At 46.4% G+C, this 26,172-nt stretch carries 28 protein-coding genes; 19 read left to right on the forward strand and 9 right to left on the reverse strand.

All coding sequences use genetic code 11. The features are described from left to right. Positions 1 to 4 precede the first annotated feature (4 nt). The 3 genes from mraZ to bioB form a co-directional block, all read right to left on the reverse strand. On the reverse strand, positions 5 to 433 hold the full coding sequence (gene mraZ, locus ICN26_RS03625) for a division/cell wall cluster transcriptional repressor MraZ (protein ID WP_215310265.1): 429 nt from the start codon (positions 431 to 433) through the stop codon (positions 5 to 7). Positions 434 to 707: 274 nt separating this feature from the next. Further along, positions 708 to 1,337 (reverse strand): 2-polyprenyl-3-methyl-6-methoxy-1,4-benzoquinone monooxygenase, encoded by a 630-nt coding sequence (coq7, locus tag ICN26_RS03630; RefSeq protein ID WP_216266981.1) that lies wholly within the window; start codon positions 1,335 to 1,337, stop codon positions 708 to 710. Between the two features lie 12 nt (positions 1,338 to 1,349). Beyond that, positions 1,350 to 2,387 carry a biotin synthase BioB gene (gene bioB / locus ICN26_RS03635; protein ID WP_216266983.1) on the reverse strand — a complete coding sequence of 346 codons (1,038 nt, stop codon included), beginning with the start codon at positions 2,385 to 2,387 and terminating at the stop codon, positions 1,350 to 1,352. An 89-nt stretch (positions 2,388 to 2,476) separates the two neighbouring features. On the opposite strand from bioB, the gene bioA reads away from it, so the two are divergent. The 4 genes from bioA to ICN26_RS03655 are packed head-to-tail and all read left to right on the forward strand — an operon-like array spanning position 2,477 to position 6,981. Then, entirely contained in the window at positions 2,477 to 3,823 is a 1,347-nt protein-coding gene (gene bioA, locus ICN26_RS03640; protein ID WP_216266985.1) for an adenosylmethionine--8-amino-7-oxononanoate transaminase, read from the forward strand. Beyond that, complete coding sequence (locus ICN26_RS03645; protein WP_216266987.1) at positions 3,820 to 5,049, forward strand: aminotransferase class I/II-fold pyridoxal phosphate-dependent enzyme; 1,230 nt, start codon at positions 3,820 to 3,822, stop codon at positions 5,047 to 5,049. The genes bioA and ICN26_RS03645 overlap by 4 nt, the downstream gene beginning before the upstream one ends. Continuing rightward, positions 5,046 to 5,768: a dethiobiotin synthase gene (gene bioD / locus ICN26_RS03650; RefSeq protein ID WP_216266988.1), complete on the forward strand. Its 723-nt coding sequence runs from the start codon at positions 5,046 to 5,048 to the stop codon at positions 5,766 to 5,768. The genes ICN26_RS03645 and bioD overlap by 4 nt, the downstream gene beginning before the upstream one ends. Before the next feature lie 19 nt (positions 5,769 to 5,787). Continuing rightward, positions 5,788 to 6,981 carry a M20 aminoacylase family protein gene (locus ICN26_RS03655; protein WP_216266990.1) on the forward strand — a complete coding sequence of 398 codons (1,194 nt, stop codon included), beginning with the start codon at positions 5,788 to 5,790 and terminating at the stop codon, positions 6,979 to 6,981. Positions 6,982 to 7,001: 20 nt separating this feature from the next. Here the strand turns inward: ICN26_RS03655 and ICN26_RS03660 are convergent, their stop codons facing one another. From ICN26_RS03660 to apaG, 3 genes are all read right to left on the reverse strand, one after another. Then, positions 7,002 to 7,778, reverse strand: coding sequence for an enoyl-CoA hydratase (locus tag ICN26_RS03660; RefSeq protein WP_216266992.1), 777 nt, complete (start codon positions 7,776 to 7,778; stop codon positions 7,002 to 7,004). A 25-nt stretch (positions 7,779 to 7,803) separates the two neighbouring features. Next, positions 7,804 to 8,958 (reverse strand): murein transglycosylase A, encoded by a 1,155-nt coding sequence (gene mltA, locus ICN26_RS03665; RefSeq protein WP_216266994.1) that lies wholly within the window; start codon positions 8,956 to 8,958, stop codon positions 7,804 to 7,806. A gap of 125 nt (positions 8,959 to 9,083) precedes the next feature. Next, positions 9,084 to 9,458 carry a Co2+/Mg2+ efflux facilitator ApaG/CorD gene (apaG, locus tag ICN26_RS03670; protein ID WP_216266996.1) on the reverse strand — a complete coding sequence of 125 codons (375 nt, stop codon included), beginning with the start codon at positions 9,456 to 9,458 and terminating at the stop codon, positions 9,084 to 9,086. Positions 9,459 to 9,507: 49 nt separating this feature from the next. Here apaG and rpe point away from each other — a divergent pair, with 49 nt between their 5' ends. Genes rpe through trpC form a run of 5 tightly spaced genes read left to right on the forward strand, consistent with a single transcriptional unit; the run spans position 9,508 to position 14,150 of the window. Then, positions 9,508 to 10,233 carry a ribulose-phosphate 3-epimerase gene (gene rpe, locus ICN26_RS03675; protein ID WP_216266998.1) on the forward strand — a complete coding sequence of 242 codons (726 nt, stop codon included), beginning with the start codon at positions 9,508 to 9,510 and terminating at the stop codon, positions 10,231 to 10,233. After that, a complete protein-coding gene (gene trpE / locus ICN26_RS03680) occupies positions 10,233 to 11,738 on the forward strand; it encodes an anthranilate synthase component I (protein ID WP_216266999.1) in 1,506 nt (501 codons plus the stop codon). The genes rpe and trpE overlap by 1 nt, the downstream gene beginning before the upstream one ends. Beyond that, on the forward strand, positions 11,722 to 12,288 hold the full coding sequence (locus tag ICN26_RS03685) for an aminodeoxychorismate/anthranilate synthase component II (protein WP_216267001.1): 567 nt from the start codon (positions 11,722 to 11,724) through the stop codon (positions 12,286 to 12,288). The genes trpE and ICN26_RS03685 overlap by 17 nt, the downstream gene beginning before the upstream one ends. Positions 12,289 to 12,312: 24 nt before the next feature. Then, positions 12,313 to 13,335: an anthranilate phosphoribosyltransferase gene (gene trpD, locus ICN26_RS03690; protein ID WP_216267003.1), complete on the forward strand. Its 1,023-nt coding sequence runs from the start codon at positions 12,313 to 12,315 to the stop codon at positions 13,333 to 13,335. A gap of 11 nt (positions 13,336 to 13,346) precedes the next feature. Beyond that, positions 13,347 to 14,150: an indole-3-glycerol phosphate synthase TrpC gene (gene trpC / locus ICN26_RS03695; RefSeq protein WP_216267005.1), complete on the forward strand. Its 804-nt coding sequence runs from the start codon at positions 13,347 to 13,349 to the stop codon at positions 14,148 to 14,150. Here trpC and ICN26_RS03700 read toward each other — a convergent pair. Further along, positions 14,147 to 14,725 carry a hypothetical protein gene (locus tag ICN26_RS03700; RefSeq protein WP_255534363.1) on the reverse strand — a complete coding sequence of 193 codons (579 nt, stop codon included), beginning with the start codon at positions 14,723 to 14,725 and terminating at the stop codon, positions 14,147 to 14,149. The two genes, trpC and ICN26_RS03700, sit on opposite strands and share 4 nt — an antisense overlap. Positions 14,726 to 14,813: 88 nt before the next feature. On the opposite strand from ICN26_RS03700, the gene ICN26_RS03705 reads away from it, so the two are divergent. Next, positions 14,814 to 15,164 carry a hypothetical protein gene (locus ICN26_RS03705; protein ID WP_216267007.1) on the forward strand — a complete coding sequence of 117 codons (351 nt, stop codon included), beginning with the start codon at positions 14,814 to 14,816 and terminating at the stop codon, positions 15,162 to 15,164. A gap of 64 nt (positions 15,165 to 15,228) precedes the next feature. Here ICN26_RS03705 and ychF read toward each other — a convergent pair whose 3' ends face one another. Continuing rightward, positions 15,229 to 16,323, reverse strand: coding sequence for a redox-regulated ATPase YchF (ychF, locus tag ICN26_RS03710; RefSeq protein ID WP_216267009.1), 1,095 nt, complete (start codon positions 16,321 to 16,323; stop codon positions 15,229 to 15,231). A 39-nt stretch (positions 16,324 to 16,362) separates the two neighbouring features. Here ychF and ICN26_RS03715 point away from each other — a divergent pair, with 39 nt between their 5' ends. From ICN26_RS03715 to ICN26_RS03730, 4 genes are read left to right on the forward strand one after another with little or no spacing between them, the layout of a single operon-like run. Beyond that, on the forward strand, positions 16,363 to 17,637 hold the full coding sequence (locus ICN26_RS03715; protein ID WP_216267011.1) for an FAD-dependent monooxygenase: 1,275 nt from the start codon (positions 16,363 to 16,365) through the stop codon (positions 17,635 to 17,637). Next, the gene (locus ICN26_RS03720; protein ID WP_255534364.1) at positions 17,603 to 18,346 is read left to right on the forward strand and encodes a DsbC family protein; all 744 of its coding nucleotides are present in this window, start codon (positions 17,603 to 17,605) and stop codon (positions 18,344 to 18,346) included. Before ICN26_RS03715 ends, ICN26_RS03720 begins: the two co-directional genes overlap by 35 nt. A gap of 12 nt (positions 18,347 to 18,358) precedes the next feature. Further along, positions 18,359 to 20,143, forward strand: coding sequence for a M61 family metallopeptidase (locus tag ICN26_RS03725; RefSeq protein WP_216267013.1), 1,785 nt, complete (start codon positions 18,359 to 18,361; stop codon positions 20,141 to 20,143). Then, positions 20,143 to 20,892, forward strand: a complete 750-nt coding sequence (locus ICN26_RS03730; RefSeq protein ID WP_216267015.1) for a uracil-DNA glycosylase — start codon at positions 20,143 to 20,145, stop codon at positions 20,890 to 20,892. Before ICN26_RS03725 ends, ICN26_RS03730 begins: the two co-directional genes overlap by 1 nt. On the opposite strand, the gene ICN26_RS03735 is transcribed toward ICN26_RS03730, so the two are convergent. After that, positions 20,889 to 21,188, reverse strand: a complete 300-nt coding sequence (locus tag ICN26_RS03735) for a hypothetical protein (protein ID WP_255534365.1) — start codon at positions 21,186 to 21,188, stop codon at positions 20,889 to 20,891. The genes ICN26_RS03730 and ICN26_RS03735 overlap by 4 nt on opposite strands. A 1-nt stretch (position 21,189) precedes the next feature. Between ICN26_RS03735 and hemA the strand changes: the two genes are divergently transcribed. The 5 genes from hemA to ICN26_RS03760 all read left to right on the forward strand — a co-directional run bounded on the left by hemA (position 21,190) and on the right by ICN26_RS03760 (position 26,165). Beyond that, complete coding sequence (hemA, locus tag ICN26_RS03740; protein WP_216267017.1) at positions 21,190 to 22,506, forward strand: glutamyl-tRNA reductase; 1,317 nt, start codon at positions 21,190 to 21,192, stop codon at positions 22,504 to 22,506. After that, on the forward strand, positions 22,507 to 23,586 hold the full coding sequence (gene prfA, locus ICN26_RS03745; RefSeq protein WP_216267019.1) for a peptide chain release factor 1: 1,080 nt from the start codon (positions 22,507 to 22,509) through the stop codon (positions 23,584 to 23,586). It begins immediately after the preceding gene. Positions 23,587 to 23,598: 12 nt separating this feature from the next. Beyond that, positions 23,599 to 24,447, forward strand: coding sequence for a peptide chain release factor N(5)-glutamine methyltransferase (gene prmC, locus ICN26_RS03750; protein WP_216267021.1), 849 nt, complete (start codon positions 23,599 to 23,601; stop codon positions 24,445 to 24,447). A gap of 106 nt (positions 24,448 to 24,553) precedes the next feature. Beyond that, entirely contained in the window at positions 24,554 to 24,862 is a 309-nt protein-coding gene (grxD, locus tag ICN26_RS03755; protein ID WP_215308779.1) for a Grx4 family monothiol glutaredoxin, read from the forward strand. Positions 24,863 to 24,890: 28 nt separating this feature from the next. Further along, on the forward strand, positions 24,891 to 26,165 hold the full coding sequence (locus tag ICN26_RS03760) for a DNA recombination protein RmuC (RefSeq protein ID WP_216267023.1): 1,275 nt from the start codon (positions 24,891 to 24,893) through the stop codon (positions 26,163 to 26,165). Positions 26,166 to 26,172: the final 7 nt, after the last annotated feature.

Consider the following 26,172-nt stretch of genomic DNA (forward strand, 5'->3'; position numbering starts at 1 on the left):
GTCATCAAAAATTAAATTGCTTCAGGGCTTCAGGCATACCTTGTGCAATGGCAGCCTGTTCTTTTGCAGCGTAAGTAGCGGCGTCCCACAACTCTAGATGACTGCCCATACCGAGCAGCATCACTTCTTTTTCAATACCAGCAGCTGATCGCAACTCTGGGCTCACCAATATTCTTCCGGCGCTGTCCAAATCGATCTCTGCAGCATTACCAAGGAAAATGCGACGCCACCAATGAGCATCCATCGGCAATTGCGCTACACGTGAACGAAAGGTTTCCCACTCAGGTCGGGGGAAGAGCAATAGGCATCCGTCAGGGTGTTTTGTGAGCGTAATTCGGCCCTCACCTTGAACTAACAAGGCGTCACGATGCTTTGCCGGCACAGACATGCGGCCTTTTGCATCTAAATTGAGAGCTGACGCACCTTGAAACACCATTTACCCCACTTTTTCACACTTCCTCCCACTTTAGAGGATCGTAATAAGAGGGTCAAGTGTTTTTGGCTTATTTTTTAGGAAATTTCCTAGTGATTACAAACACTTAGCGTGATATGTTGATAAAATGGTGCTGATAAAAATGCTACTTGAAACAATGGCTTGGAAAATATACTTAAGAATAGGTCTTAGCTATTTAGCCTAATAATAGGTCAATATACTGTATTAATGAACAGTACTCTAAAGAAAAATATCCGAAATAATTAATTTAGAACTAGATTTTGTAAGCAGTGCTTGTCATCACTTTAGACATTGCCTGCATTAGATTCTGAATGGGCTTTGGTAAGACCACTCCACCAGCCAAAATTGCAGCCTGTCCATGCTCAATTTCATCGATGCGCATTTGGTCAACAATTGCACGAGAACGCTCATCTTCTGCAGGCAATTTTTCGAGATGACTTTCGAGGTGATTCTCTACCTGCTTTTCTGTTTCAGCAACAAATCCCAGACTCCACTTGTCGCCCGCTAAGCCAGCAGCCAAGCCGATTGCAAAGGATCCTGCATACCAAATTGGATTAAGATAACTGGTGTGTGAGCCCAACTCTTGGAGGCGTGTTTCGCACCAAGCCAAATGATCCATTTCTTCTTGACCAGAGTCATCCAACATCTGCCGAATTTCAGGGTTGCGAGCTACTAATTTTTGAGCCTGATAAAGAGCTTGGGCACAGACCTCACCCACATGGTTCACGCGCATTAATCCAGCCGCATGTTCTCGCTCATTGGCATCCAATAATCCGCCTGATGGGGTATTTGAACCAGGCATTGGACGATGGGCATGAGCGCCCCCGACTACCGAACGTAGGGCTGTATCAAACTCAGTAATGAAGCGATCGATTAGTGCCATAAGCCTTAGAAACTAGACTAAAACCTCTGTTTTCCTACTCTGCTTAGTCTTCAAACCTAGTTCAGCCAATAGCTCGCGGTCTTGTTCTGCCTCAGGATTACCGGTAGTAAGTAGTTGCTCACCATAGAAAATCGAATTGGCGCCAGCCTGAAAACACATGGCCTGAACTGCCCTACCTAACTCCTGACGTCCAGCTGAGAGACGCACACGTGCACGCGGCATAGTGATGCGAGCTACAGCAATAGTCCTGACAAATTCAAGGGGATCCAAGGGCTTCTGATCTGCCAAAGGGGTTCCCGCTACTGGAACCAAATGGTTAATAGGGACTGACTCTGGATACGGACTTAAATTAGCCAAACGTGCCAAGAAGGCTGCACGTTGTTCACGGGACTCACCCATACCCACAATACCGCCACAACACACCGACATACCAGCGGCACGCACATTAGAAATCGTATCCAAACGGTCTTGATAACCCCGCGTAGAGATAACTGAGCGATAGAAGTCCTCGCTGGTATCCAGGTTGTGGTTGTAAAAATCTAAACCTGCCTCTTGGAGGGCTTGAGCCTGATTGGGCTCCAGCATCCCCAGAGTCGCGCAGGTTTCAAGACCCAAGGCCTTGACGCCCTTAATCATGGCAGCGACTTTTTCAATATCGCGATCTTTAGGCTCCCGCCAAGCAGCACCCATGCAAAAACGGTTTGATCCGGCAGCTTTGGCAGCTTTGGCAGCCTCAAGCACCTCGTCTAAATCCATCAACTTGTTCGCCTTGACGTCGGTGTCATATCGGGCAGCCTGGGGACAATACCCACAATCCTCTGGGCAGCCGCCAGTCTTAATTGACAAAAGCGTAGCTAATTCCACATCACCATCAGGGAAGTGGGCACGATGTGTCTCTTGTGCCCTGAACATCAAATCGCTCAATGGAAGGGCAAATAGAGCCTCAACCTGAGCTACTGACCAAGCACCCAAAGCGTCAAGCTCTTTATGCAAATCCTTTTGAGACTTGACTTGGGTGAGGGGTTTTTCAATAGTTTGGGTGGCCTGCATGGTCGAATTCCAGAAAATAGATCAATTCAAGGCATAAACATAACAGATACAGGCCTTAATTAGGAAAAACTAGTGGTCAAATACCAAACATGAAGCTTATTTCTGATCGAAATCAAACCTCTCTGGTTGATCGCAGCCTAGATGCCGTTTGGCATCCCTGCACTCAGATGAAGCATCACGAGTCATTGCCATTAATTGCCATTACTAAAGGTAAGGACGCTTGGCTCTTCGATGACCAGGGCAATACTCTCCTAGATTGCATTAGCTCCTGGTGGACTAATCTATTTGGCCACTCCAATCCGCGCATCAACCAAGCCATTACGAGTCAACTTGAAAAAATTGAGCATGTCATGCTCGCCGGATTTACCCACCCTCCTGTTGTGGAGCTATCCGAGAAACTATCCGCTTTAACTCAAGGCCATTTGGGTCACGTATTTTTTGCATCCGATGGTGCATCTGCAGTAGAGATTGCTTTGAAGATGAGTCATCACTACTGGCGACTAAATCATCAGCCACAAAAGAAAAAATTTGTCTGCCTAGAAAATGGCTACCATGGTGAAACTTTAGGTGCCTTAGCGGTGACCGACGTTGCAATTTTTCGAGAAGCATATGGATCGCTATTGCAAGATGTTTTTACCGTACCTTCACCCGATGCGCGAAAAGCGCAGCCTGGTGAAAGTTCTGATGACGTTGCCATGCGGGCAGCAGAAAAATTAGAAGCGTTACTGAAGGCCGAGCATCACAGTATCGCAGCGATCATTATTGAACCACTCGTTCAATGCGCCGGGCAAATGGCAATGTACTCTCCTGAATATTTGCGCTTAGCAAGATCGCTCTGTGATCGTTACAACATTCACTTGATTGCTGATGAGATTGCAGTGGGCTGTGGTCGATCAGGAAAGTTTTTTGCTTGTGAGTATGCGGAAATTTGGCCAGACTTCTTGACGCTTTCTAAAGGTATCAGTGGTGGATATCTACCGTTGTCACTCTCGATGACGACTGACAAAATTTATCACGCCTTTTATGGCGATCAACTGCAACAAGGTTTCTTACATTCACATTCATACACAGGTAACCCATTAGCATGCGCAGCTGCCCTCGCTTGCTTAGAAATCTTCGAAACTGAATCTGTTCTTGAAAAAAATATTGAGCGTAGCAAAGATCTCGCTAGCGCATTTGCTTGGGCAAAAGTAGATCTTCGCATCGAACATTGGCGTCAGCAGGGCATGATCCTGGCATTTGATGTCAAACCTGAATTACTCCAGCGTAAAAATACTTTTTCACGAGAGATGTTTTCAGCAGGGATGATAGAAGGCATTCTCATCCGGCCAATTGGCAATACGATTTATGTCATGCCGCCGTACATTCTATCTACCGAAGAAGCGATGCAAATGGGCGCTTCTGTACAGCGTGCCCTAAATCAGGTCCTTCTATGAGCGCCTACTTTAAAGCTCGCGATATGGCAGCGCATCAGATTACCGATTTAGATACGCAGTTGCTCAGACGTACATTGCGCACCACCACGTCACCCTGCGATACCAAGGCTCGGGTTGACCAACGAGAACTCAAAGCGTTTTGTAGTAACGACTACTTAGGCCTAGCCAATCATCCTGAATTAGTTTCTGCGCTTGCAGAAGGTGCAAAACGATATGGGGTTGGAAGCGGAGCATCACACTTAATCAGTGGCCATAGCGTTGCGCATGACTTACTTGAAAAAAAATTAGCAGCTTGTGAGAGTAAATACATTCCCGATGCGAGAGCATTGTTTTTTAGCACTGGCTATCTTGCAAACATCAATGCTATTACCGGTCTAAGTAAACTTGCCAATCAAGGTGAAGTCAGTATTTATTCGGCCAAACTCAATCATGCTTCTTTGATTGATGGTGTTCGTCTAGCAAGCTCACAAACTAAAGCCAAAGTGACTTTGTTTGATCACCAAAATCTCGATTTTCTAGAAGAGGTATTACAGCAAGATACGCACCCACTCAAATTGATTGTAGTCGATGGCGTCTTCAGCATGGATGGGGATATCGCGCCGGTAAAAAATTTACTCGATCTTGCCGAACAATATGATGCGCTACTGATGGTAGATGATGCGCATGGTTTTGGCGTGCTTGGTGAACATGGCCATGGCATTCTGGAGCAATCAGACGTACATTCAGAAAGAATCATTTACATTGGCACGCTTGGCAAAGCAGCTGGCGTTAGCGGTGCATTTATTTGCGCAGCCTCACCATTTATCGAATGGCTCATCCAAAAAGGGCGTCCCTATATTTACAGCACTGCTACGCCGCCTGCGATTGCGCATACCCTACTTACCAGTTTGGAGCTAATCGAAGGTAAGGAAGGTATTGCGCGTCGCAAACAATTAAATCAACTGATTCAAATTTGGCGTGATGAAATGACTTTCCAAAGCTGGGAAAAAACGCCTTCATCAACCCCAATTCACCCTGTGATCTTAGGAAGTAACGCTATTGCTTTGGCAGCTGCCAAGCTCTTAGATGAAGCAGGTTATTGGATCCCAGCAATTCGGCCACCTACCGTTCCCGTTGGTAGCTCTCGTCTACGTATTACTTTTTCTGCAAACCATAGTGTTGATGACTTGCGCGAACTGATAAAGACATTGCAAGTGATTGAGCAAGAAGTAAAAAGCAATTTATGACACTGAGTACATCTACTGGTTTTTTTGTCACAGGCACCGATACTGAAGTTGGCAAAACTTTAGTCAGCGGTGCACTCATTCTTAAACTAAGAAAAGCTGGTATTCGTACAATAGCCTTCAAACCTGTGGTTGCAGGCACTTATATTGATGCTAGTGGCCAAACACTCAATGAAGACTTAGAGACATTACGGATTGCTTCAGGATTAAAGTCCGGCGAGCAAAGTCTTTGTCCATTTGTTCTAGATGTGGCGGCAGCACCCCATCTGGTTGCCCAGAAAAATAAGGTGCATTTAGATGCTACCCTGATCTTAGATGAGTTCAATGCATTGACCTCAGTATTCGATTCGGTCGTAGTGGAAGGTGCGGGAGGGTTTTTAGTGCCGCTAAATGAGCAAGAGGATTTAGGGGATGTAGCTCAGGCGATGGACTTACCAGTCATTCTTGTAGTAGGCATGCGCTTGGGCTGTATTAATCATGCCCTACTCACTTACGAAGCCATTGCGTCACGTCAGCTAAAGATTGCGGGCTGGGTAGCCAACACGCTAGCAGAGGAAATGCCTCTATTACCTGAAAATATTCAAACCTTGAAAGACCGCATTTTTGCACCTTTTTTAGGTCTTGTTCCGACCCTTCCTCAGCAGCTTCAGAAATCAGAGAATGCCCCCTATTCCATTGAGGCCTTAGGGTTTGCTGCAGAGCATATAAAACTACCTGAGTAAATTCAGATAAGATCAATTTATGCGATTACCTCCAGAAATCATAGACTCCGCATCAGCTATTCAAGAGATTCGCCGTAATATTCATGCGCACCCAGAATTGCGTTTTGAAGAAAATCGCACATCCGATCTAGTAGCTGAAGCACTTTCGAGCTGGGGAATTACGGTTTATCGCGGCCTTGGAAAAACTGGTGTTGTTGGAAGATTGGATGGGGAATTAGGCCCAGGCAAAATGGTTGGGTTACGTGCTGACATGGATGCACTGCCATTACAAGAACACAATAACTTTGAACATACTTCAAAGAATCCCGGTAAGATGCATGCCTGTGGCCATGATGGTCACACTGCCATGCTCTTGGGTGCCGCTCAATACCTATCCAATCATCGAGACTTTACCGGTTCAGTCATTTTTATTTTTCAGCCAGCAGAAGAAGGTGGTGCTGGCGCGCAAGAAATGATTAACGATGGGCTCTTTAAACAATTTCCTTGCGATGCTGTCTTTGGTCTACATAACTGGCCGGGACTTGCCGAAGGGCATTTTGGCGTGACGTCTGGCCCGATGATGGCCTCCAGTAATACTTTTGAAATCACCATTCGAGGCAAAGGTGGACATGCCGCCTTGCCACACAATAGTGCTGACCCCTTGCTTGCTGGTACTCAAGTTGTGCAAGCCCTGCAAAGCATCATTACACGCAATAAGCGCCCAGTAGATGCGGCAGTGTTATCGGTAACGCAGTTCCATGCGGGCGAGACAAGTAACGTCATTCCAGATAGTGCGTTTATTGGTGGAACCGTTCGCACGTTCACCTTAGAAGTTTTAGATTTGATTGAGCAACGCTTGCGAGAAATTTCTCATAACGTATCTAGCGCATTTGACTGTCAAGCTGAAGTCAGCTTTGCTCGCAACTATCCTCCACTCATTAATCATGACAAGGAAGTGAATTTTGCAAGCGAGGTCATGACTGAGCTAGTCGGAGCGCAAAACGTCAATACCTCAATCGATCCCACGATGGGCGCAGAAGACTTTGCATTCATGCTGCTGGAGAAACCTGGTTGCTATGTATTTCTAGGTAATGGTGATGGCGATCACCGCTCGGTGGGTCATGGCATGGGCCCATGCCATCTTCACAACCCCTCTTATGACTTTAATGACGCACTGATCCCAGTAGGCGTTAGCTACTGGGTCAAGCTAGCTCAACGTTACTTAGAAAAATAATTAACTCTGAATGGGAAGTTTTACGAGTTTGTAAATTTCGCTGGGCGCTTTTCCATGAAAGCCGCCATACCCTCTTTTTGATCATTGCTTGCAAAGCAAGAGTGGAATAAACGACGCTCAAGGTGCATACCTTCTGATAGCGTGGTTTCATATGCAGCATTAATGGCCTCTTTCACCATCATCGATGTCAACAGCGGCATGTCTGCAATCGTCGCAGCAATTACCTTCACTTCTTTTAGTAAATCTGCTTGCGGGAAAATACGGGCAACAAGACCAGAACGCTCGGCTTCAGTCGCATCCATCATCCGGCCGGTCAGCGCCAAATCCATTGCCTTTGCTTTTGAGACTGCGCGTGGTAGACGTTGTGTACCACCAGCGCCAGGGATGATTCCCAACCTCACCTCTGGTTGAGCAAACTTCGCATTATCAGCTGCCATGATGGTGTCGCACATCATCGCCAACTCACAACCACCACCAAGAGCATATCCAGACACTGCTGCAATGACTGGCTTGCGTACTTTTTTGATCTCTTCCCAGTTACGAGAAATAAAACCGCTACGATAAACATCAGCAAATCCATACTTCGCCATCGTTGCAATATCTGCGCCGGCGGCAAAAGCTTTTTCACTACCGGTTACGATAATGCAACCAATATTGTCGTCAGCATCAAAGCCCAACAGCGCCTTTCCTAATTCATTCATCAACTCATCATTTAGGGCATTTAATACTTGAGGGCGATTGAGGGTAATGACGGCAACTTTGCCATCCACTTCAGTCAATATAGTGTTGTAGGTCATCAATCTCTTTCAAAAAATAATTTGTTCAGCGTGGTAGCAATAACCACATCTTGCCATCTTGCTTCATGCGTCCCGCTAACTCACCTGCAGAATCTCCTGATCCCCAATAGTAATCTGCTCGTACCCCGCCCACAATGGCTTTACCTGTATCTTGGGCCATCACCAACTTTTGCAAGATTTGGCTACTCAAGGGTTTGGTAGTACTCAAGAAGACTGGGGCACCTAAGGGCATCGCCTTCAGATCAATGGCAATACTACGTTCGGCTGTTAAAGGGACTCCCAAAGCACCATTAGGGCCAAGGTCAGGGCTGACATTACTCGGCAACTCTTTAAAGAATACAAATCGAGGATTGGCATTGAGCATCTCCTCTACTCGGCCTGGGTTGCGCTTAGCCCATGTAGAAATGCCCTGCATTGTTGCTTCACCGCGCGTGATATCCTTGCGATCTAGCAACCACTGGGCAAAAGACTTGAACGGCTGATCATTGGTGCCGGCATAACCAAGTCGCAATACACGTCCATCTTCTAAACGAATTTTTCCAGAGCCCTGAATTTGCATAAAAGCTGCAGTTACAGGATCTTGTACCCAGGCGATTTCTGAGCCTCGCAGTACTCCAGAACTCATGAGTTCTGCACGTGCTGGTGCAGGGTTTGGCTTTGAGCCCTTCCAGGCGTTTGGCAGGCCATACAAGGGAACAGAATAGGTGGCTGTGCGGGTCTGGGAGCCATTCATGACGGGCTCGTAATATCCGGTGATTAAGCCTGATTCATTGCCTGTAGCGCTATTACGTACTTCGTATGCCTGAAAATTTCCCTCGAAGTATTGGCGAACTGCACGTTCATCACGACCTGAAACGTTACCGGCTTGAGCGCATGCCTGGCGCCAATTCATTTCACTATTACGTTTCCGCAGGGCATCACAACTCTTGAGCCAAGCTGGCCAAGCTTGGGTTAAATTATCTTCCTGCCAACCAGGCAAGTCCTGCCAGGAAACAGATCGGAAGCTGGCGATCGAAGAGCTGTAGCTAGTTGGGGCAGCGCCACTAGATCGATAAACAGATCCACGGGTGGAAGGCGTAGAGCAAGCAGCCAATAAGCTCGCAATACTGATAACGAATACACTGCAGACAAAGACTCGCGAAGTATTTTTGCGACTTATTAATTTGGATATAGAAATCATGATTGCCAATTTACTCGATGAATACCCGATGATCTTGTTTGCCTTGGAGGGCGGCCTAGCCTTAGCCCTCCTGCTTTTTATTGTCCTGTGGACTGGTAAGGGCAAAAAATAGTGTTTTTGAGAGCCTAGTGCAAGGTTCTGGGCATCACCAAGGCAAATTCAGGGATTGGGGCCTGGAAAAACTGAGCTTCTTCAGTGACACAAAAATACTCACCACGCATTGTTCCCGCCGGCGTTGGTAATGTAGCCCAACTGGTGTACTCAAACTGTTCCCCTGCCCGTAAAAGGGGTTGTTGGCCTACCACTCCTAGGCCACGCACCTCTTGGACATCATTTTCTCCATCGGTGATAAACCAATGACGGGCGATTAACTGGATACTGGCCGTTCCAGTATTTTTAATAGTGACCGTGTAGGCAAAGGCAAACTGACGATTATCGGGATCAGACTGCTCAGCCAAATACTGGGTTTTGACCGTAATGCTAATTTCATGAGGATTCATGCTCGAATTCTGCTCCATCCTAAGCCCAACTGCAAGCTAGAATCTAGGGATGGATAGCCAGAAATCACCCTCAAATAGCCAGTTTGTCATTGCACCCTCCATTTTGTCGGCCGACTTCGCCTGCCTAGGCAAGGAAGTTCAGGATGTTCTCTTGGCGGGTGCAGACTGGATTCACTTTGATGTGATGGATAACCATTACGTCCCCAACCTGACTATTGGCCCCTTGGTTTGCGAGGCAATTCGCCCACATGCAACAAAAGATGGCAAGCCAGCGATGATTGATGTGCACCTGATGGTGGAACCAGTTGATCGCCTCATTCCAGATTTTGCAAAAGCAGGTGCAAACCTGATTAGCTTTCATCCAGAGGCAAGTCCTCATGTGAACCGCACAATTAATTTGATTCGCGATCAAGGTTGTCAAACTGGATTGGTTTTAAACCCAGCAACACCGCTTGATCACCTTGACCACACATTGGAATTGCTCGACCTTGTGTTACTTATGTCAGTCAACCCAGGCTTTGGTGGTCAGTCATTTATCCCTAGTACTCTAAATAAGATTACTCAAGTGCGTGCGCGCCTAGATCGTTATCAACAAGAGACTGGACGCCATATTCGCCTTGAAGTGGATGGCGGAATTAAGGTCGACAATATTGCAGAAGTAGCCAAAGCTGGTGCAGATACTTTTGTTGCTGGCTCAGCAATCTTTGGCAAAGAAAATTATGCCGACGTGGTTAAAGCGATGCGCGCAGAACTAGCGACGTCAGGAAAAGCGTAATGCAGCACGAAGAATTTCTTGCCCTCGCAAAACAGGGTTTTAATCGTATTCCATTAGTGAAAGAAGTTTTAGCAGACTTAGAGACGCCGCTCTCGCTCTACGTCAAGCTCACTCAAGCCTTTGGACAAAAAAATACCTATCTACTTGAATCTGTCTTAGGTGGCGAGCGCTTTGGTCGCTTCTCATTCATTGGCTTACCTGCAAAAACTGTTTTGAGAACAGTAGGGACGCCTGATGCACCACTCACTGAAGTTCTCTTCAATGACAAGGTGGTTGAAAGTAATGATGACAACCCATTAGATTTTGTAGACGCTTATTTCAAGCGCTACAAAGTTGCAGTCCAGCCCGGCCTCCCACGCTTCTGTGGTGGGCTTGCTGGCTACTTTGGCTATGACACAGTTCGTTACATTGAATCGCGTTTAGCAAAACACCATCTACCAGATGAATTGGGTGTACCCGATATTCAATTGATGCTCACCGAAGAGTTAGCAGTTGTTGATAACGTTGCAGGTCGTATTTATTTAATTGTCTATGCAGACCCCAGCGTGATGGATAGCTTTGATAAAGGCCAAGCGCGTTTAAAAGAATTGCTTGCTTGCTTAAGCAAACCTGTGAGCATGCCAGCCTCATTACCAAGCACTAAAACAGAATTGATCCGCAATTTCAAGGCAGCAGACTTTGAAAATGCCGTTCTCAAAACCAAAGAATATATATTGGCTGGCGATTGCATGCAGGTGGTGATTGGCCAGCGCATTAGTAAACCATTTACAGATTCACCGCTTGCTCTCTATCGTGCATTGCGCTCTTTGAATCCATCGCCTTATATGTACTTCTATGACTTTGGTGATCTGCAGGTAGTGGGCTCATCACCAGAAATCTTAGTGCGCCAAGAGCAACGTGAGAGTCAGAAGATTGTGACGATTCGTCCGCTAGCTGGCACACGTCCTCGTGGCGCGACACCCGAGGAAGATGAGCGCCTTGCTACAGAATTACTTGCCGATCCAAAAGAGATTGCTGAACATGTCATGTTGATTGACTTGGCGCGTAATGATGTGGGTCGTATTGCAAAGACAGGCACCGTTAAAGTGACTGATTCGATGTCGATTGAAAAATATTCTCATGTACAGCATATTGTGAGCTCTGTTGAAGGCGAGCTATTAGACAATATGAGTAATATGGATGTTCTGCGTGCAACTTTCCCTGCTGGTACTTTATCGGGCGCCCCTAAAATTCGGGCAATGGAAATTATTGATGAGATGGAAATTGTGAAACGCGGGGTTTATGGTGGTGCAGTAGGCTACCTCTCCTTCTCTGGAGATATGGATGTAGCGATTGCCATTCGCACCGGCGTGATTCGTGATGGCGTACTACATTCTCAAGCAGGCGCTGGTGTAGTAGCAGACTCTGACCCCACTGCCGAATGGAAGGAAACCGAAGTGAAAGCTCGAGCAGTTTTAATGGCGGCTGATTTAGTGCAAGGGGGACTCGATGCTCCTCATGATTGATAACTACGATTCATTTACCTACAACCTCGTTCAGTATTTTGCAGAACTTGGTGAAGAGGTAAAAGTCTTCCGTAATGATGAAATTTCCGTTGAAGAGATCGCTAAGATTAATCCTGCACGTATTTGTATTTCACCAGGGCCCTGCAGTCCAGCTGAAGCAGGGATTTCAGTGGCTACGATTCAACGCTATGCCGGACAGATTCCAATCCTAGGTGTCTGCCTTGGACACCAAGCCATTGGTGAAGCATTCGGCGGAAAAATTATTCGCGCCCAGAAAGTCATGCATGGCAAGACTGATGATATTCACCATACTGGTGTTGGTGTTTTCAAAGATTTACCCAACCCATTCAAAGTAACGCGTTATCACTCACTCGCAATTGAAAAGAACTCATTACCGGCAGTTCTTGAAATAACCGCCACTTCTTCCGATGGTGAAATTATGGGAGTACGCCATAAAGAACTCGCAGTAGAAGGCGTGCAATTTCATCCAGAATCGATTCTTTCAGAACATGGTCATGCATTACTGAAGAACTTCTTGCAAGCCAAATAAATCACAGGTACGAAGTCGAACCCAATGTCTATTACTCCACAGCAAGCATTACAGCGTTGTATTGAACATCGTGAACTCTTTCATGACGAGATGACTGCAATGATGCGTCTGATCATGAGTGGTGAGATGCCGCCAACTTTGGTTGCCGGCCTACTCGTTGCCCTGCGCACCAAAAAGGAGACTGTTGGTGAAATCGCTGCAGCTGCGCAAGTTATGCGTGAATTTGCGACGCCAGTACATGTTGAGTATAGAAAAAATTTAGTTGACGTAGTGGGCACAGGTGGAGACGGCGCTCACACTTTCAATATTTCTACAGCTGCCATGTTTGTCGCTGCAGCAGCTGGTGCAAAAATTGCTAAGCATGGCAATCGCAGCGTGAGTAGCAAATCCGGTAGCGCAGATATTTTGGAGTCCTTAGGCGTGAAGCTGTCGCTTTCACCAGAGCAAGTCGCGAAGTGTATTTCTGAGGTGGGTGCGGGCTTTATGTTTGCTCCAAAACATCACCCTGCAATGAAGAATGTTGTGCCAATTCGCAAAGATTTGGGTGTGCGTACCATTTTTAATATCCTAGGGCCTCTTACAAACCCAGCAGATGCCAAGCGCATCCTGATGGGTGTATTCCATGCAGACTTAGTCGGTATTCAGGCGCGGGTATTGCAAGCAATGGGAATGGATCATGCGTTAGTGGTTTATGGCCGAGATGGTTTAGATGAGATCTCTCTTGAGGGCCCCACCTTCGTTGGCGAATTAAAAGATGGCCAAGTTCGTGAATATGAGATTCATCCAAAAGACTTTGGTTTAAGTACGGCACCTACCAGCAGCTTTAAGGTGGCCGATGCCGAAGAATCTAAGGCGATTGTTTTAGATGTGCTCAATAAAAAATCCGGCCCAGCAAGTGACATTGTTTGCCTCAATGCTGGTGCGGTACTGTATGTAGCTGATGTAGCGCCAAGCATTGCTAGCGGCATTCAGATGGCGCAAGCAGCCATTGCATCTGGTGCCGCCCGTCAAAAGCTAGACCAATTTGTAGCAGCAACCCAAAACTAACTAAGATCTTCATGAGCGATATCCTCGACAAAATTGTTGCTACCAAGAAAATGGAGATCGCCGCTGATTTGAAAAAGATCTCTTTAGCTAATCAACGTGATCAAGCTGAAGAAAATAATCGTGATGCACTGTTAAAGCCGCGGGGCTTTATTCTATCTATCGAGCGAAAGATCGCAGCAGGCAAAGCCGGCGTCATTACCGAGATTAAGAAAGCCAGTCCTAGCAAGGGAATCCTGCGAGAGAATTTTCAGCCAGCTGAGATTGCTCAATCCTATGAAAAATACGGAGCGGCCTGTTTGTCTGTCCTCACAGACAAAGATTATTTTCAGGGAACTAATGTCTACCTTCAGGCCGCAAGAGCTGCATGCAAGATTCCAGTCTTACGTAAAGACTTTACGATCGACCCCTATCAAGTCTATGAGGCAAGGGCAATAGGTGCCGATGCTATTTTGCTCATTGTGGCCTGCTTAGAACTCAATCAAATGAAGGAGCTAGAAGCTTGTGCTCATGAACTCGGTCTTGATGTCCTCGTTGAGGTTCATAACGCTCCCGAGCTAGAGCAAGCCCTTGAATTAAAAACGCCATTGCTTGGAATCAATAATCGCAATCTGAAAACTTTTGAAGTTACCCTTCAAACAACCCTGTCCTTGCTGTCAATGGTTCCCGCTGGCAAAACCCTGGTGACCGAATCTGGAATCATGAATCGTGCCGATGTGCAATTGATGCGCGATCATCAGATCAATGCATTCTTGGTAGGCGAAGCCTTTATGAGGGCAGATGATCCGGGGCTAGCTTTGGTCAAGCTATTTAGTTAATTAGATTTAGAGGGCCTCATTAGATCTAAGCCGTATTTAACAAGCCCGATCAGTATTACCGCCCCGAGCATGTCGCCAATCAACATGACTAAGAAATGATTGAGAGTTCCTGCTTCATCAAGGCCTCGAACTGCGAACCACCATTGGTGTAAGCCTGAACTTAGGGCAGCGTAAATCAAAATACAAATTACCAGCTTCTGTAAGCTCAAGTTACTTAAATCGGATGAGATACTGATATTGCTCATCACAAAGAGTCTTGCTAGGTATGGTGCAAAGCCAGATATCAACCCGATGCCAATATAAGTGGTGAGCTCGAGTGGGAATTGCCCAAAAAAACAAATTACAAATGAAGCAATGGCAATGCCAACGGCGCCAGATAAGCCAAAGATGAGCGTCAAAAATAAACGTAAGCCGGCTGGAAGATAAATCCAATTCACGCCAAGACCATAGCTAAGGTGCGTTGTAAGCCAAGCGTTGACAAAGAAAAGGCTTGAGTAAGCAAGCACGCTTACGGTAAATCCAAGCATCCATTCGTGACTTTTTTTATCCATTGCAGCGAGTATGGTTGATTCCATAAATACATACAAGTTGCGAACAAGATTAATAGGTCTACAATAGTATTAACCCTAGGGCTAACTACTCATACTTAACGCACCAAACACAATGTCTACAACTAAATCTTCTTGCTATATTCGTTTTTTAAATCTGATCGATGTTCTTGATCGAATTAATCCTGGTAAAAAACTCGATGCCATTGAAGAGAGTCTGCTGGACAAAATCATTTTGAGCTTTCATGCCAAGCAAGCACTGTTAGTTGGTGACTTAATTTCTCTGTCTGAGTTTGGCTCTCAAGCCACACTGCACGGACGTCTAAAGAATCTCAGCGCCATGGGCTATATCAAGATGGCAGCGAATGAGGATGGGCGCAAAAAAGAAGTGGTTCCCACTAAGATCGCCATCAAGCGCTATGAAGAAATTTCTAAATGTCTTGAAAAGGCTGTCAAAGCCGGTTGATTTACGCCCCTCCAAAAAGCAAAAAGCCCTTAGTAACAAGGGCTTTTTCTTTAGTGATGATGCTTTAGACGTTAAAGAGGAAATTTAAGACATCACCGTCTTTAACCACATATTCCTTACCTTCGGCGCGCATCTTGCCAGCCTCTTTGGCGCCAGACTCACCCTTGAATTGAACAAAGTCTTCATATGCAATAGTTTGCGCACGAATAAAACCGCGCTCAAAGTCTGTATGAATCACCCCTGCAGCCTGAGGAGCAGTATCACCTTGATGAATAGTCCAAGCGCGAACTTCTTTCACACCAGCGGTAAAGTAGGTCTGTAACCCTAATAACTTATAACCCGCACGGATCACGCGATCTAATCCAGACTCCTCCATACCTAGGTCGGCAAGGAACTCTGCTTTATCGGCATCATCCAAGTCAGCAATCTCAGCCTCGATTGCGGCGCATACCGCCACCACTGGTGCGCCCTCTTCGGCCGCATGCTGAATCACCGCCTCTAAATGCGGATTGTTTTCAAAACCGTCTTCTTTGACGTTGGCGATATACATTGCCGGCTTTGCTGTAATTAAGCAGAGCGGCTTTAAGAGCAAGTTTTCTTCTTCAGTCAGCTTCATGCTGCGTACCGGCTGAGCTTGATCCAAGTGAGCCTGCACTTTGGTCAGCACTGCCACTAAGGCTGCGGCCTCTTTGTCATTTCCTGACTTAGCCGCCTTACTTGAGCGTTGTAGCGTTTTTTCAACCGTAGTTAAGTCGGACAGAGCTAATTCGGTGTCGATGACGGCGATATCGGAGATTGGATCAATCTTTCCGGCGACGTGGATCACATTAGCATCCTCAAAACAGCGCACCACATGGGTAATGGCGTCAGTTTCGCGAATATTGGCTAAAAATTGGTTCCCTAGACCTTCACCTTTGGAGGCGCCAGCCACCAATCCCGCAATATCGACAAATTCGACAGCTGCTGGCAGGATTCGCTCAGGCTTGACGATCTCAGCCAAAGCGGCAAGACGGGGGTCAGGAACCTCAACCACGCCTACATTGGGCTCGATCGTGCAGAAAGGATAGTTTTCTGCCGCGATTCCAGCTTTGGTAAGCGCGTTAAAAAGGGTAGATTTGCCGACGTTAGGCAGGCCGACGATGCCACATTTCAAAGACATGGCTGTATTGTAAAGGGCTAGTTTCGATATCATCGAGATATGTCAGAAGTTCACCCAAATACCTTGATCAAATTACCTAAAAATACCTCTCAGATTCGGCCTGTAGATGTCGCTGTGATTGGCGGAGGCATAGTGGGTAAGGCTTGCGCCTTAGGTCTAGCCCAACTTGGACTGCAAACGATTCAGATTGCCCCCGACTTAGGACAGGTGCTTGCTGCCCCCGAGGGCAGTCAATGGGGTCAACGTATTTATGCTTTTTCTCTCGGCACCCAAAAATTACTAGCCCATCTGCAGGTTTGGGATGCCGTTGATCACAGCCGCTTACAAGCTGTTCGAGATATGCGCATTTTTGGTGATCGCGGCGAAACCCAGGATCAACTGCATCTATCTGCTTTTGAAGCGGGCACTCCCCAGCTAGCTTGGATTGGCGAATCGAACGTAATCGAGCACACCCTAGATCAAGCCTCACGCTTCCAAAGTAAATTGGAGCGGATTAATGGCGCAGTAGAAAACATTCAAGTTATTGCTGATGGGGTTCTTCTTCACCTGAAGGATGGTTCAAGCTTGAGAGCGCAACTCTTGATTGCTGCTGATGGCGCTAATTCACCCATCCGCTCGGAGTTAGGGATTTCTGCAAAAGAGGAAAGCTACTCACAAAATGCCGTAGTAGCCAATTGGATTTGCAGTAGAGCCCATCTAGAAACTGCTTATCAATGGTTTCTGCCGGGCGGCGATATTGTGGCGATGTTACCGCTACCAAATAAACAAGTGTCGATGGTGTGGTCAACCTCGCCAGAAAATGCTGAGGATCTTTTAAAGCTCGATTTTTCAGGGTGGGCTGAAAAGTTTTCCTCGATTGCTAATGGGGAAATAAGCGCGCAACTGGGAGAGCTCACGCTCAATTCAGTACCAGCCACTTTCCCCCTAAGAAGAATTCAGGCGAGTCGCTTTATTGGCCCGGCAGAAAATCCAAAAGTAGTTCTGATTGGAGATGCGGCACATGTCATTCATCCGCTAGCAGGGCAAGGTTTAAATTTAGGCCTCAGAGATGTTGCATCACTACTTCATGTGTTGGGTAAGCGAGAATCTTTTCGACCACCTAATGACGTGGTGGTGCTACGTCGCTACGAGCGCCAACGTCAAGGTGATACCAGCGCATTACTCTGGGTAACAGATAAACTCAAAAAGCTTTTCTCAGCGAGCAGTAGCACTGAAAGGCAACTACGCAATTGGGGGCTGGGCATGGTTAACCGCAGTCACTTTATTAAACGGCGTCTCATTGAGCGCGCTCTCGGAGATGCTGATTTTGAATAAATTACTTTCTACTCTCGCTTTAGCTTGCTCCCTCACTTTGTTAGCAGGAATAGTCAACGCGCAATCGGAACAACAGATCAGATCTGAGCTCCAAAAAAAGATTGGCCCAAATACAAAAATCAAAAGTGTTTCTCAATCTCCCATCTCCGGCATATACGAAGTGTTAGTTGGAAATGACGTGTTTTATACCGATGCGAATAGTAAATATTTAATCCAGGGTGAAATCATTGAGATCGCTACTGGGAAAAATATTACCGAGCAAAAACAAGCAGACCTCAATCGCATCAAATGGACTGAACTCAATCCATCAAATGCTTTAAAAGTAGTGCGCGGGAATGGCAGTCGACAGTTAGCCATTTTTTCTGACCCGAATTGTGGCTACTGCAAGCGTTTAGATAAATCCTTGCAGCAATTAGATAACGTGACTGTCTATACCTACCTTATCCCGATTTTGTCGGCCGACTCTGCGCAAAAGTCGAAACAAATTTGGTGTTCTGCTGATCCCCAAAAAGCCTATGCTGATTGGATGATCAATGGCATTGCACCTAGCGGTAAGGGCGACTGCAGCACACCTTTAGATAAAAATATGGCCTTTGCCAAAACTTATGGCATTACAGGTACACCCACCATTTTCTTTACTGATGGCAGTCGCTTTCCTGGCGCAGTTCAAATCACCGATATTGAAAAGAAATTTAGCAGTCTGAAGTAACGGGCAATACTGATGAACAAACTCAATACTTCTGAACTACCTGCAATCCAATACACCATTTGGTCGGCGGATTTACACGGTCACCGCTTTCATGTGAAGCTACACATTCAGAATCCCTCGCCCAACGGACAGATTGTGCAGGTGCCCGCCTGGATTCCGGGAAGTTATTTAATACGTGATTTCAGCAAACAAATTGAAACGATCGAAGCGTTTGCACTCGACCAGCCGAATGAAGCGCTGGTCTTAGATCGAGTTGACAACGATCAATGGCGCTTACCAAAAGTAGCCGGTCCTGTTGAAATACTCACAACGGTATATGCATTTGATTCTTCTGTACGCGCTGCGTATCTTGATACTGAACGCGCATTTATCAACCCTAGCAGTTTATGTTTAGCAGTTCAGGGGCAAGAGTCTCTGCCCTGTGCTGTAGTGTTGGTTCCACCTAAAGATAGCCATGCAAATGCCTGGACTGTTCAGACAGGCTTACAACCAGCCAAAGTAGATGATCAAGGTTACGGCTTTTATCTCGCCAAAAATTATGATGATCTCTTAGATCATCCGATTGCGATAGGTGAGTTTCAGATTGCACATTGGCAATCAAATGGCGTGTCACATTCCATGGCCATTCAAGGTTGCATCCATGAAATTGATCTTGAGCGCTTAGCAAAAGATCTTCAGGCTATCTGTACCAGCACAATTAATCTCTTCGAACCAAAGAATAAGAAAGCACCTTTCCAGAATTATTTATTTTTGGTGAATGCGGTCCTCTCTGGATATGGCGGACTCGAACATCGGAATAGCACCGCCCTGCTGTGCCGTCGTGATCAGATTCCTCAGGTCAATACTCCTTTAGATGAGGCAACTTACCGTGAGTTTTTAGGCCTCTGTAGTCATGAATACTTCCATGCTTGGTTAGTTAAACGCATTCAGCCAAAAGCATTTCAACCCTATCAACTTGATCGCAGAAACCATACTCGTTTACTTTGGTTATTTGAAGGCTTTACGAGTTACTACGATGACTTGCAATTATTCCGTAGCAAACGTATTGACCTCAAAACCTACCTCAAGCTAGTGGCTAATAATTGGAATGGTATTTTGCGCGGGCCTGGTAGATTGAAGCAAAGCCTAGCGGACAGCTCTTTTGATGCTTGGACTAAGTATTACCAGGCCGATGAGAACACGCCGAATGCAGTCGTAAGTTATTACGGCAAGGGCGCATTGCTAGCTTTAGGTTTAGATCTCAAGATTCGTGCATTTACAAGCAACCGCCAATCCTTAGATGATTTGATGCGCCTCATTTGGCAAACCCATGGAGTTACGTTGGATGGCATTGCTGAAGACGGCATGGACGACTTGATACTCAAACTACTAGGGAAGGGATTCTCTAAAACTTGGAATGAATTTCAATCCCGCTACATTTTTGGCGCTGAAGATATTCCAATTCAGAAATGGATTGATTCCAAAACTATTGAAGTGAAACAAAAAACCCATTCCAAGCTTGAGCAAATTAAATTGCAACTTGGGTTGCGTCACACTGAAGTAAGTGGCTGGCTAAAGGTAACTCACGTACTTGATGGTGGTGCCGCGCAATTAGCTGGTCTGGCTACCGGAGATCTTGTAGCCAGCATCAATGGTGAACGGATTACTGCGGCACGTTGGGATAAGGTGATATCTAGTTTGACCACAGGGCAAGTCATTCAGATTTGCTTTTACCGAGATGACTTAGAACATGAGTGCATGACCGTTCTTGAAGATGATCAAATTCCAAACCAATACACTCTCACGCCAGCTGAGTAATGCATTCATTTTCTGCAGCTGATATTCCAGAAGATTGGCGCACCCTACTCGGAGATTATTTTGAATCCCCTGAGTGGCAAACACTACAGACCAATCTGAGGGCTGAGATCAATATAGATTTCGAGAAGATTTGTCCGGAACCTCACAATTTCTTCAAAACACTAACGCAAACTCCACTTAATCAAGTGAAGGTAGTCATCTTGGGGCAAGATCCATATCACTCCCCTGGACTAGCGCAGGGCTTGGCTTTTTCGATACCTAGCAGTATTCCAACAAATTCCCGTCAATTTCCGAGCTCCTTACGTAATATCAGCAAGGCGCTAGCACTGGAAGGTTTTGGCGCCCTTAACAACGGGGATCTTCATTCTTGGGCTAAGCAAGGCGTTTTACTTCTCAATACCGCTCTCAGCGTCAAATTGGGTGAAGCAGGCAGTCACGCCAATCTGGGCTGGAAATCCCTCATTGATCGACTGATAAGCGCCTTAGCGCAGCAAAAGCCGCATCTAGTTTGGATGCTGTGGGGTGGTCATGCCCAATCCAAGCTACCCCTTATTGAAGTAGCACCAGATCAATTGATTCTGCAATCCTCACACCCTTCTGGGCTAGGGGTCTATAAAACAGATCGGCCCTTTATTCAGCCTGGCGGAAAAGAGAGTTGCGGGCACTTCACCAAAGCCAATAAATGGCTGCTAGAGCACGGAGCAAGCCCCATTTGCTGGACCGTCCCTCATGGCGACCTATTTAACTAATTCTGTGTTGCTGCGTAGAGGCAGCCTGCAAGGCAAGAGGCCGCTATGGCACTGAGCCATTCCAACATCTGACCTGACTGAAATACGCCTGTAAATTGCCCAATATAGGAGCTAGCTAGGGCAGCAACACTGCCAACCAAGACTGCCATAAGAAATTTCTTAGCCCTTGGCTTAGATTGACGTTTTCCTGGGTAAAAAACCAAGGCAAATACGCCAGTTAGACCACCAATCACCAGAAAAGCTAAAAACCCCATTGCCACCCCCATTGTTGCCGCCATCAAATCTATAATCACCATTATGAAGTTGTTGACACTCGGCATCAATCATCACACAGCGCCGGTCGCCATTCGGGAAAAGGTCGCCTTTGACCCTGAATTTCTTCAAGAAGCGTTGCACGATCTTCGCCAACATCTTGTTGGTGCGAATCAGGCCGGCCTGCCTGAGGCCACAATCCTGTCTACCTGTAATAGAACTGAACTCTACTGCGCCGCTAATGATGCAGATGCAGCCAGCCTCTTACATGAAGCGACGTTTGACTGGTTAGCCAAAACCCAACAACTTGCTCCTAGCAGTTTGGAGCCACATATTTATTCGCTACCGCAATCTGATGCAGTTCGTCATGCTTTTAGAGTTGCTTGCGGGTTGGACTCCATGGTGATTGGCGAAACCCAAATCTTGGGTCAGATGAAAGATGCTGTGCGCACTGCAAATGATGCAGGCGTCCTTGGCACTTATCTCAATCAACTCTTTCAGAAAACCTTTGCAGTCGCAAAAGAAGTTCGTGGCTCGACAGAGATTGGCGCCCACTCGATTTCAATGGCAGCAGCATCCGTTCGATTAGCCGAACGTATTTTTGAAAGTATTGCTGATCAACGTGTTCTGTTTATCGGCGCTGGTGACATGATCACTTTGTGCGCCACCCATTTCGTGGCACGCAAGCCTAAAGCAGTAGCAATTGCCAATCGCACGATTGAACGCGGACAAGAATTAGCAGACTCAATTTCCATTCAAGATGTTGAGGCAGAATCATTCAAACTCTCAGATCTGCCGAGTCGATTGCATGAATTTGACATCATCATTTCAAGTACAGCATCATCTCTACCGATTATCGGATTAGGAATGGTAGAGAGTGCTCTTAAGCAACGTCGCCGTAAACCCATGGTCATGATTGATCTAGCGGTTCCCCGTGACTTTGAGCCAGAGATTAGCCGCTTAAATGACATCTACCTTTATACAGTCGATGATCTAGGCGTGATGATTCAGACTGGCGCCTCTTTACGCCAAGCAGCAGTGAGTCAGGCTGAAGCCATTATTGAAGATCGTGTGGGTAATTTCATGCACTGGATGCAAGGGCGTAAGACTGTGCCACTCATTCAGGATATTCAGCAACAAGGCGAGCACCTCAGGCAACTTGAACTCGATCGCGCGATGAAACGATTGATGCGTGGCGAGGATCCCCAAGAAGTTCTCAATGCGATGGCTCAAGGCTTAACGAATAAGTTCTTACATGGCTCATTACATGCTTTGCAACACTCCAATGGCGCTGAGCGTGAAGCACTGATTAAGTTACTTCCCAAATTATTCGCCTCACACACCAAGCCAGAAGACCATTAGATGAAGCCCAGCATGCGGGCTAAGCTAGACCACCTAGATACGCGCTTAGCCGAACTCAATTCTTTATTAACTACCGAAGAGTCCACGAAGGATATGGACAACTATCGGAAACTCACACGTGAGCATTCTGATATTGCGACGGTAGTGGAGCAATTTGGCTTATATAAACAAGCTGAGGCTGATGCTCAAGCTGCAGAAGAGATGCGTAAGGATCCTGATATGAAGGACTTTGCGGATGAAGAGCAAAAACAAGCTCAAGCCACTATGGAAGAGCTTGAGGGTGTGCTTCAAAAACTACTCTTACCCAAAGATGTCAACGATGAACGCAATGTCTTCTTAGAAATCCGCGCAGGTACAGGCGGTGATGAGAGTGCACTTTTTGCCAGCGACCTACTCCGAATGTATACGCGCTTTGCAGAACGTCAGGGCTGGAAAGTAGAAGTGGTAAATGCTGCCGAATCTGATCTTGGTGGCTATAAAGAAGTTGTTTTGCGCCTAGTAGGTCAGTCTGTTTATTCACGCCTCAAATTTGAGTCTGGTGGCCATCGCGTGCAACGTGTTCCCCAAACAGAAACTCAGGGACGTATTCATACTTCAGCTTGTACAGTGGCAGTGATGCCCGAGGCTGATGAATTGGAAGCGGTCAAAATTAATCCCGCTGAATTACGCATCGATACTTTTAGAGCTTCAGGTGCTGGCGGTCAACACATTAATAAAACGGACTCCGCTGTCCGTATCACCCACTTACCGACTGGAACTGTCGTTGAGTGTCAGGACGATCGCAGTCAACACCGCAATCGTGAGCAAGCCATGAAAGTTCTAGTCTCTCGCATCATGGATGCCCGTGAACGTGAAAAACATCAGCTAGAAGCTCAGACCAGAAAGTCTTTAGTTGGCACTGGTGATCGTAGTGATCGTATTCGGACTTATAACTTTCCACAAGGTCGTATTACCGATCACCGTATCAACCTCACGCTGTACAAGATTGATGCCATGATGGATGGTGATATAGACGATCTATGCAATGCCCTAGCGTCTGAGCATCAGGCGGAGCTTCTTGCGGCACTTGGCGATAATTAACTCCAGCTCAGGATGAGTGCCAGCCCGACTTTACGAGAATGCATTAGCAATTGCGCATTGCCAGCGAATGAGGTTCGGATATTGCTAGCCCACATTCTAGAAAAGTACTATCAACTCCCACGTTCTGCCCTGCTGTCTCGTGATGATATAAGTTTGAGTGAACAAGCTTTTGGAGAATGGGAGAGACTGGTTGCCAGAAGAATGGGTGGTGAGCCCATTGCCTATATCTTGGGCAAGAAGGGCTTTCATAATATTGAGTTAGAGGTGGGGCCCGGGGTACTGATTCCCCGCCCAGAAACTGAGCTCCTTGTAGAGATCGCCCTGACTGAAATTACCAAACTCAACAAACACGTAAGAGTATTAGATCTAGGCACAGGTTCTGGCGCTATTGCACTTTCTATCGCAAGCGCTATGCCGCTGGCATCACTAATTGCAACAGATCAATCAACCGAGGCTCTGGCTATTGCAAAGCAAAATGCACAATCCCTCAAGCTGTTAGATCAAGCCCAGTTTTTACAAGGTAGCTGGTATGCGGCGTTGACCCAAGTCAGCCAATTTGATGTGATTGTAAGCAATCCACCCTATATCGCCCATCAAGATCCTCACCTCACCCAAGGGGATCTCCGCTTTGAACCTGCATCCGCATTAACCGATTACGCTAGCGGGTTAAGCTGTTTAGAAATCATTATTGCTGGGGCAGATCAATACCTAAAACCTGGCGGTTTAATTGCCCTTGAGCATGGCTATGATCAATCTGAGGCTGTGATGGGACTGATGACGGCAGCAGGTTTAATGGAAGTGCAGGCACACCTCGATTTGGCAGGCCACTGCCGAGTAGCTTCTGGACGAAAAAGGCTCTAAAACTGACTAAGGGAATTAACCCTTTTCTTCAGATAGCCTTAAAATTACCTCATTATTATTAGTAGTAAATCATCATCTTTAAATGGCATCAATTCAGGAAAAAATTATGGATACCCAAGCAAAAATTCAAGAAATCGTTACTAGCCATCCCGTTGTGTTGTTTATGAAGGGCAATGCCCAGTTTCCGCAATGTGGCTTTTCCGGTAACGCGATCAATATTTTGCGCGCAAGTGGCGTTGAAAATCTACATACTGTGAATGTCCTAGAAGATGAAGCAATTCGTCAGGGCATTAAGGAATTTGCTAACTGGCCAACTATTCCTCAGCTCTATATCAATGGTGAATTCATTGGTGGCTCAGACATCATGACCGAGATGTTCCAAAGCGGTGAGTTGAAAAAGCTTGTACAAGGCTAATCAAACAAAATCTGCATAGCTCACATTTGTGACTTTTGACTTAAGCTCGCTATTACTATTTGGCCTGCCATTTGCTTTATGCGCAGGCCTTTTGGTCTATGCGCTCAATTTACGCTCAGCCCTCACGAGAGTTGAAGCGCAAATTCAAGCTGATGCCACCCTTTCTGCCAGCTTAAGATTAGAGCGTGATCAGGCATTACAGAATGCTATTCGACTTGAGGCAGCACTGGACTCCGAGCGTAAACAGGGCTTAGGAAGAATTGAATCTCTCAATGAGGCTAAAGAGGCGCTGACTAGCCAATTCAAAAATCTCGCTAATGAGATTTTGGAAGATAAATCTAAGCGCTTTACTGAGCAAAACGTTGCTAGCCTAGATGCTCTTCTGAAGCCACTACAAACTAAGCTTTCAGAATTCAAAGAGCAGGTAAATACCTCCTACGGCAACGAAGCACGCGAGCGCTTTGCCCTTAAGAGTGAGATCGAGCGTCTAGCTAATCTGAATTTACGCATGTCAGATGAGACACGTTCACTCACCCAGGCACTCAAGGGGGACTCAAAGGTACAAGGCAATTGGGGTGAATTGGTTTTAGAGTCCATTCTTGAATCTTCAGGCCTTCGAAAGGGTGAAGAGTACCTAGTTCAGGATAGTCACACCCTGACTGATGGCTCACGCCTCCAGCCTGACGTCGTAGTGAAGCTACCAGAAGGTAGAAGCTTAGTGGTTGATAGTAAGGTTTCTATTACGGCTTACTCCCGCCATGCTGAAGCATCCGACCCGATAGTCTCAGAGCAAGAATTGGCCGCTCACATTCAGTCTCTTCGACAACACATTCAAGGACTCTCAAGCAAAAACTATAGCTCTTTATATGGCATTGGCTCGGTAGACTTTGTGTTGATGTTTGTGCCCATTGAACCTGCATTCTTGCTAGCCTTGAAGACAGCGCCTAATTTGTACCAAGAGGCACTAGCTAAGAATATTGTGCTGGTATGTCCAAGTACTTTGATGGCTACGCTGAGAACCGTTGCGCATTTATGGCGTCAAGATCATCAAAACCGCAACGCTCTAGAAATTGCAAAACAATGTGGCACGCTCTATGACAAATTTGTTGGCTTTGTTGACGATCTTGAAAAACTTGGTCAACGCCTAGATCAAGCCCAAACGAGTTACCACGATGCCTTCAATAAACTCAAATCGGGCAAAGGCAATCTGATTCGTACTGCAGAGAAAGTGCGTGAGCTTGGCGTTAAGCCCAGCAAGAATATTTCCGCACCCCTGATTGAATCTTCAACAGATCTAGAATAAACGCAGA

It is taken from the genome of Polynucleobacter hallstattensis, assembly GCF_018881835.1.
GTDB lineage: Bacteria > Pseudomonadota > Gammaproteobacteria > Burkholderiales > Burkholderiaceae > Polynucleobacter > Polynucleobacter hallstattensis.

Bases quoted from the DNA above. Each gene is read 5' to 3' on its own strand.
- coq7 (WP_216266981.1), bottom strand. From the start codon at position 1,337: ATGGCACTAATCGATCGCTTCATTACTGAGTTTGATACAGCCCTACGT.
- bioB (WP_216266983.1), bottom strand. From the start codon at position 2,387: ATGCAGGCCACCCAAACTATTGAAAAACCCCTCACCCAAGTCAAGTCT.
- bioA (WP_216266985.1), top strand. From the start codon at position 2,477: ATGAAGCTTATTTCTGATCGAAATCAAACCTCTCTGGTTGATCGCAGC.
- ICN26_RS03645 (WP_216266987.1), top strand. From the start codon at position 3,820: ATGAGCGCCTACTTTAAAGCTCGCGATATGGCAGCGCATCAGATTACC.
- bioD (WP_216266988.1), top strand. From the start codon at position 5,046: ATGACACTGAGTACATCTACTGGTTTTTTTGTCACAGGCACCGATACT.
- ICN26_RS03655 (WP_216266990.1), top strand. From the start codon at position 5,788: ATGCGATTACCTCCAGAAATCATAGACTCCGCATCAGCTATTCAAGAG.
- ICN26_RS03660 (WP_216266992.1), bottom strand. From the start codon at position 7,778: ATGACCTACAACACTATATTGACTGAAGTGGATGGCAAAGTTGCCGTC.
- mltA (WP_216266994.1), bottom strand. From the start codon at position 8,958: ATGATTTCTATATCCAAATTAATAAGTCGCAAAAATACTTCGCGAGTC.
- apaG (WP_216266996.1), bottom strand. From the start codon at position 9,458: ATGAATCCTCATGAAATTAGCATTACGGTCAAAACCCAGTATTTGGCT.
- rpe (WP_216266998.1), top strand. From the start codon at position 9,508: ATGGATAGCCAGAAATCACCCTCAAATAGCCAGTTTGTCATTGCACCC.
- trpE (WP_216266999.1), top strand. From the start codon at position 10,233: ATGCAGCACGAAGAATTTCTTGCCCTCGCAAAACAGGGTTTTAATCGT.
- ICN26_RS03685 (WP_216267001.1), top strand. From the start codon at position 11,722: ATGCTCCTCATGATTGATAACTACGATTCATTTACCTACAACCTCGTT.
- trpD (WP_216267003.1), top strand. From the start codon at position 12,313: ATGTCTATTACTCCACAGCAAGCATTACAGCGTTGTATTGAACATCGT.
- trpC (WP_216267005.1), top strand. From the start codon at position 13,347: ATGAGCGATATCCTCGACAAAATTGTTGCTACCAAGAAAATGGAGATC.
- ICN26_RS03700 (WP_255534363.1), bottom strand. From the start codon at position 14,725: ATGGAATCAACCATACTCGCTGCAATGGATAAAAAAAGTCACGAATGG.
- ICN26_RS03705 (WP_216267007.1), top strand. From the start codon at position 14,814: ATGTCTACAACTAAATCTTCTTGCTATATTCGTTTTTTAAATCTGATC.
- ychF (WP_216267009.1), bottom strand. From the start codon at position 16,323: ATGTCTTTGAAATGTGGCATCGTCGGCCTGCCTAACGTCGGCAAATCT.
- ICN26_RS03715 (WP_216267011.1), top strand. From the start codon at position 16,363: ATGTCAGAAGTTCACCCAAATACCTTGATCAAATTACCTAAAAATACC.
- ICN26_RS03725 (WP_216267013.1), top strand. From the start codon at position 18,359: ATGAACAAACTCAATACTTCTGAACTACCTGCAATCCAATACACCATT.
- ICN26_RS03730 (WP_216267015.1), top strand. From the start codon at position 20,143: ATGCATTCATTTTCTGCAGCTGATATTCCAGAAGATTGGCGCACCCTA.
- ICN26_RS03735 (WP_255534365.1), bottom strand. From the start codon at position 21,188: ATGGTGATTATAGATTTGATGGCGGCAACAATGGGGGTGGCAATGGGG.
- hemA (WP_216267017.1), top strand. From the start codon at position 21,190: ATGAAGTTGTTGACACTCGGCATCAATCATCACACAGCGCCGGTCGCC.
- prfA (WP_216267019.1), top strand. From the start codon at position 22,507: ATGAAGCCCAGCATGCGGGCTAAGCTAGACCACCTAGATACGCGCTTA.
- prmC (WP_216267021.1), top strand. From the start codon at position 23,599: ATGAGTGCCAGCCCGACTTTACGAGAATGCATTAGCAATTGCGCATTG.
- grxD (WP_215308779.1), top strand. From the start codon at position 24,554: ATGGATACCCAAGCAAAAATTCAAGAAATCGTTACTAGCCATCCCGTT.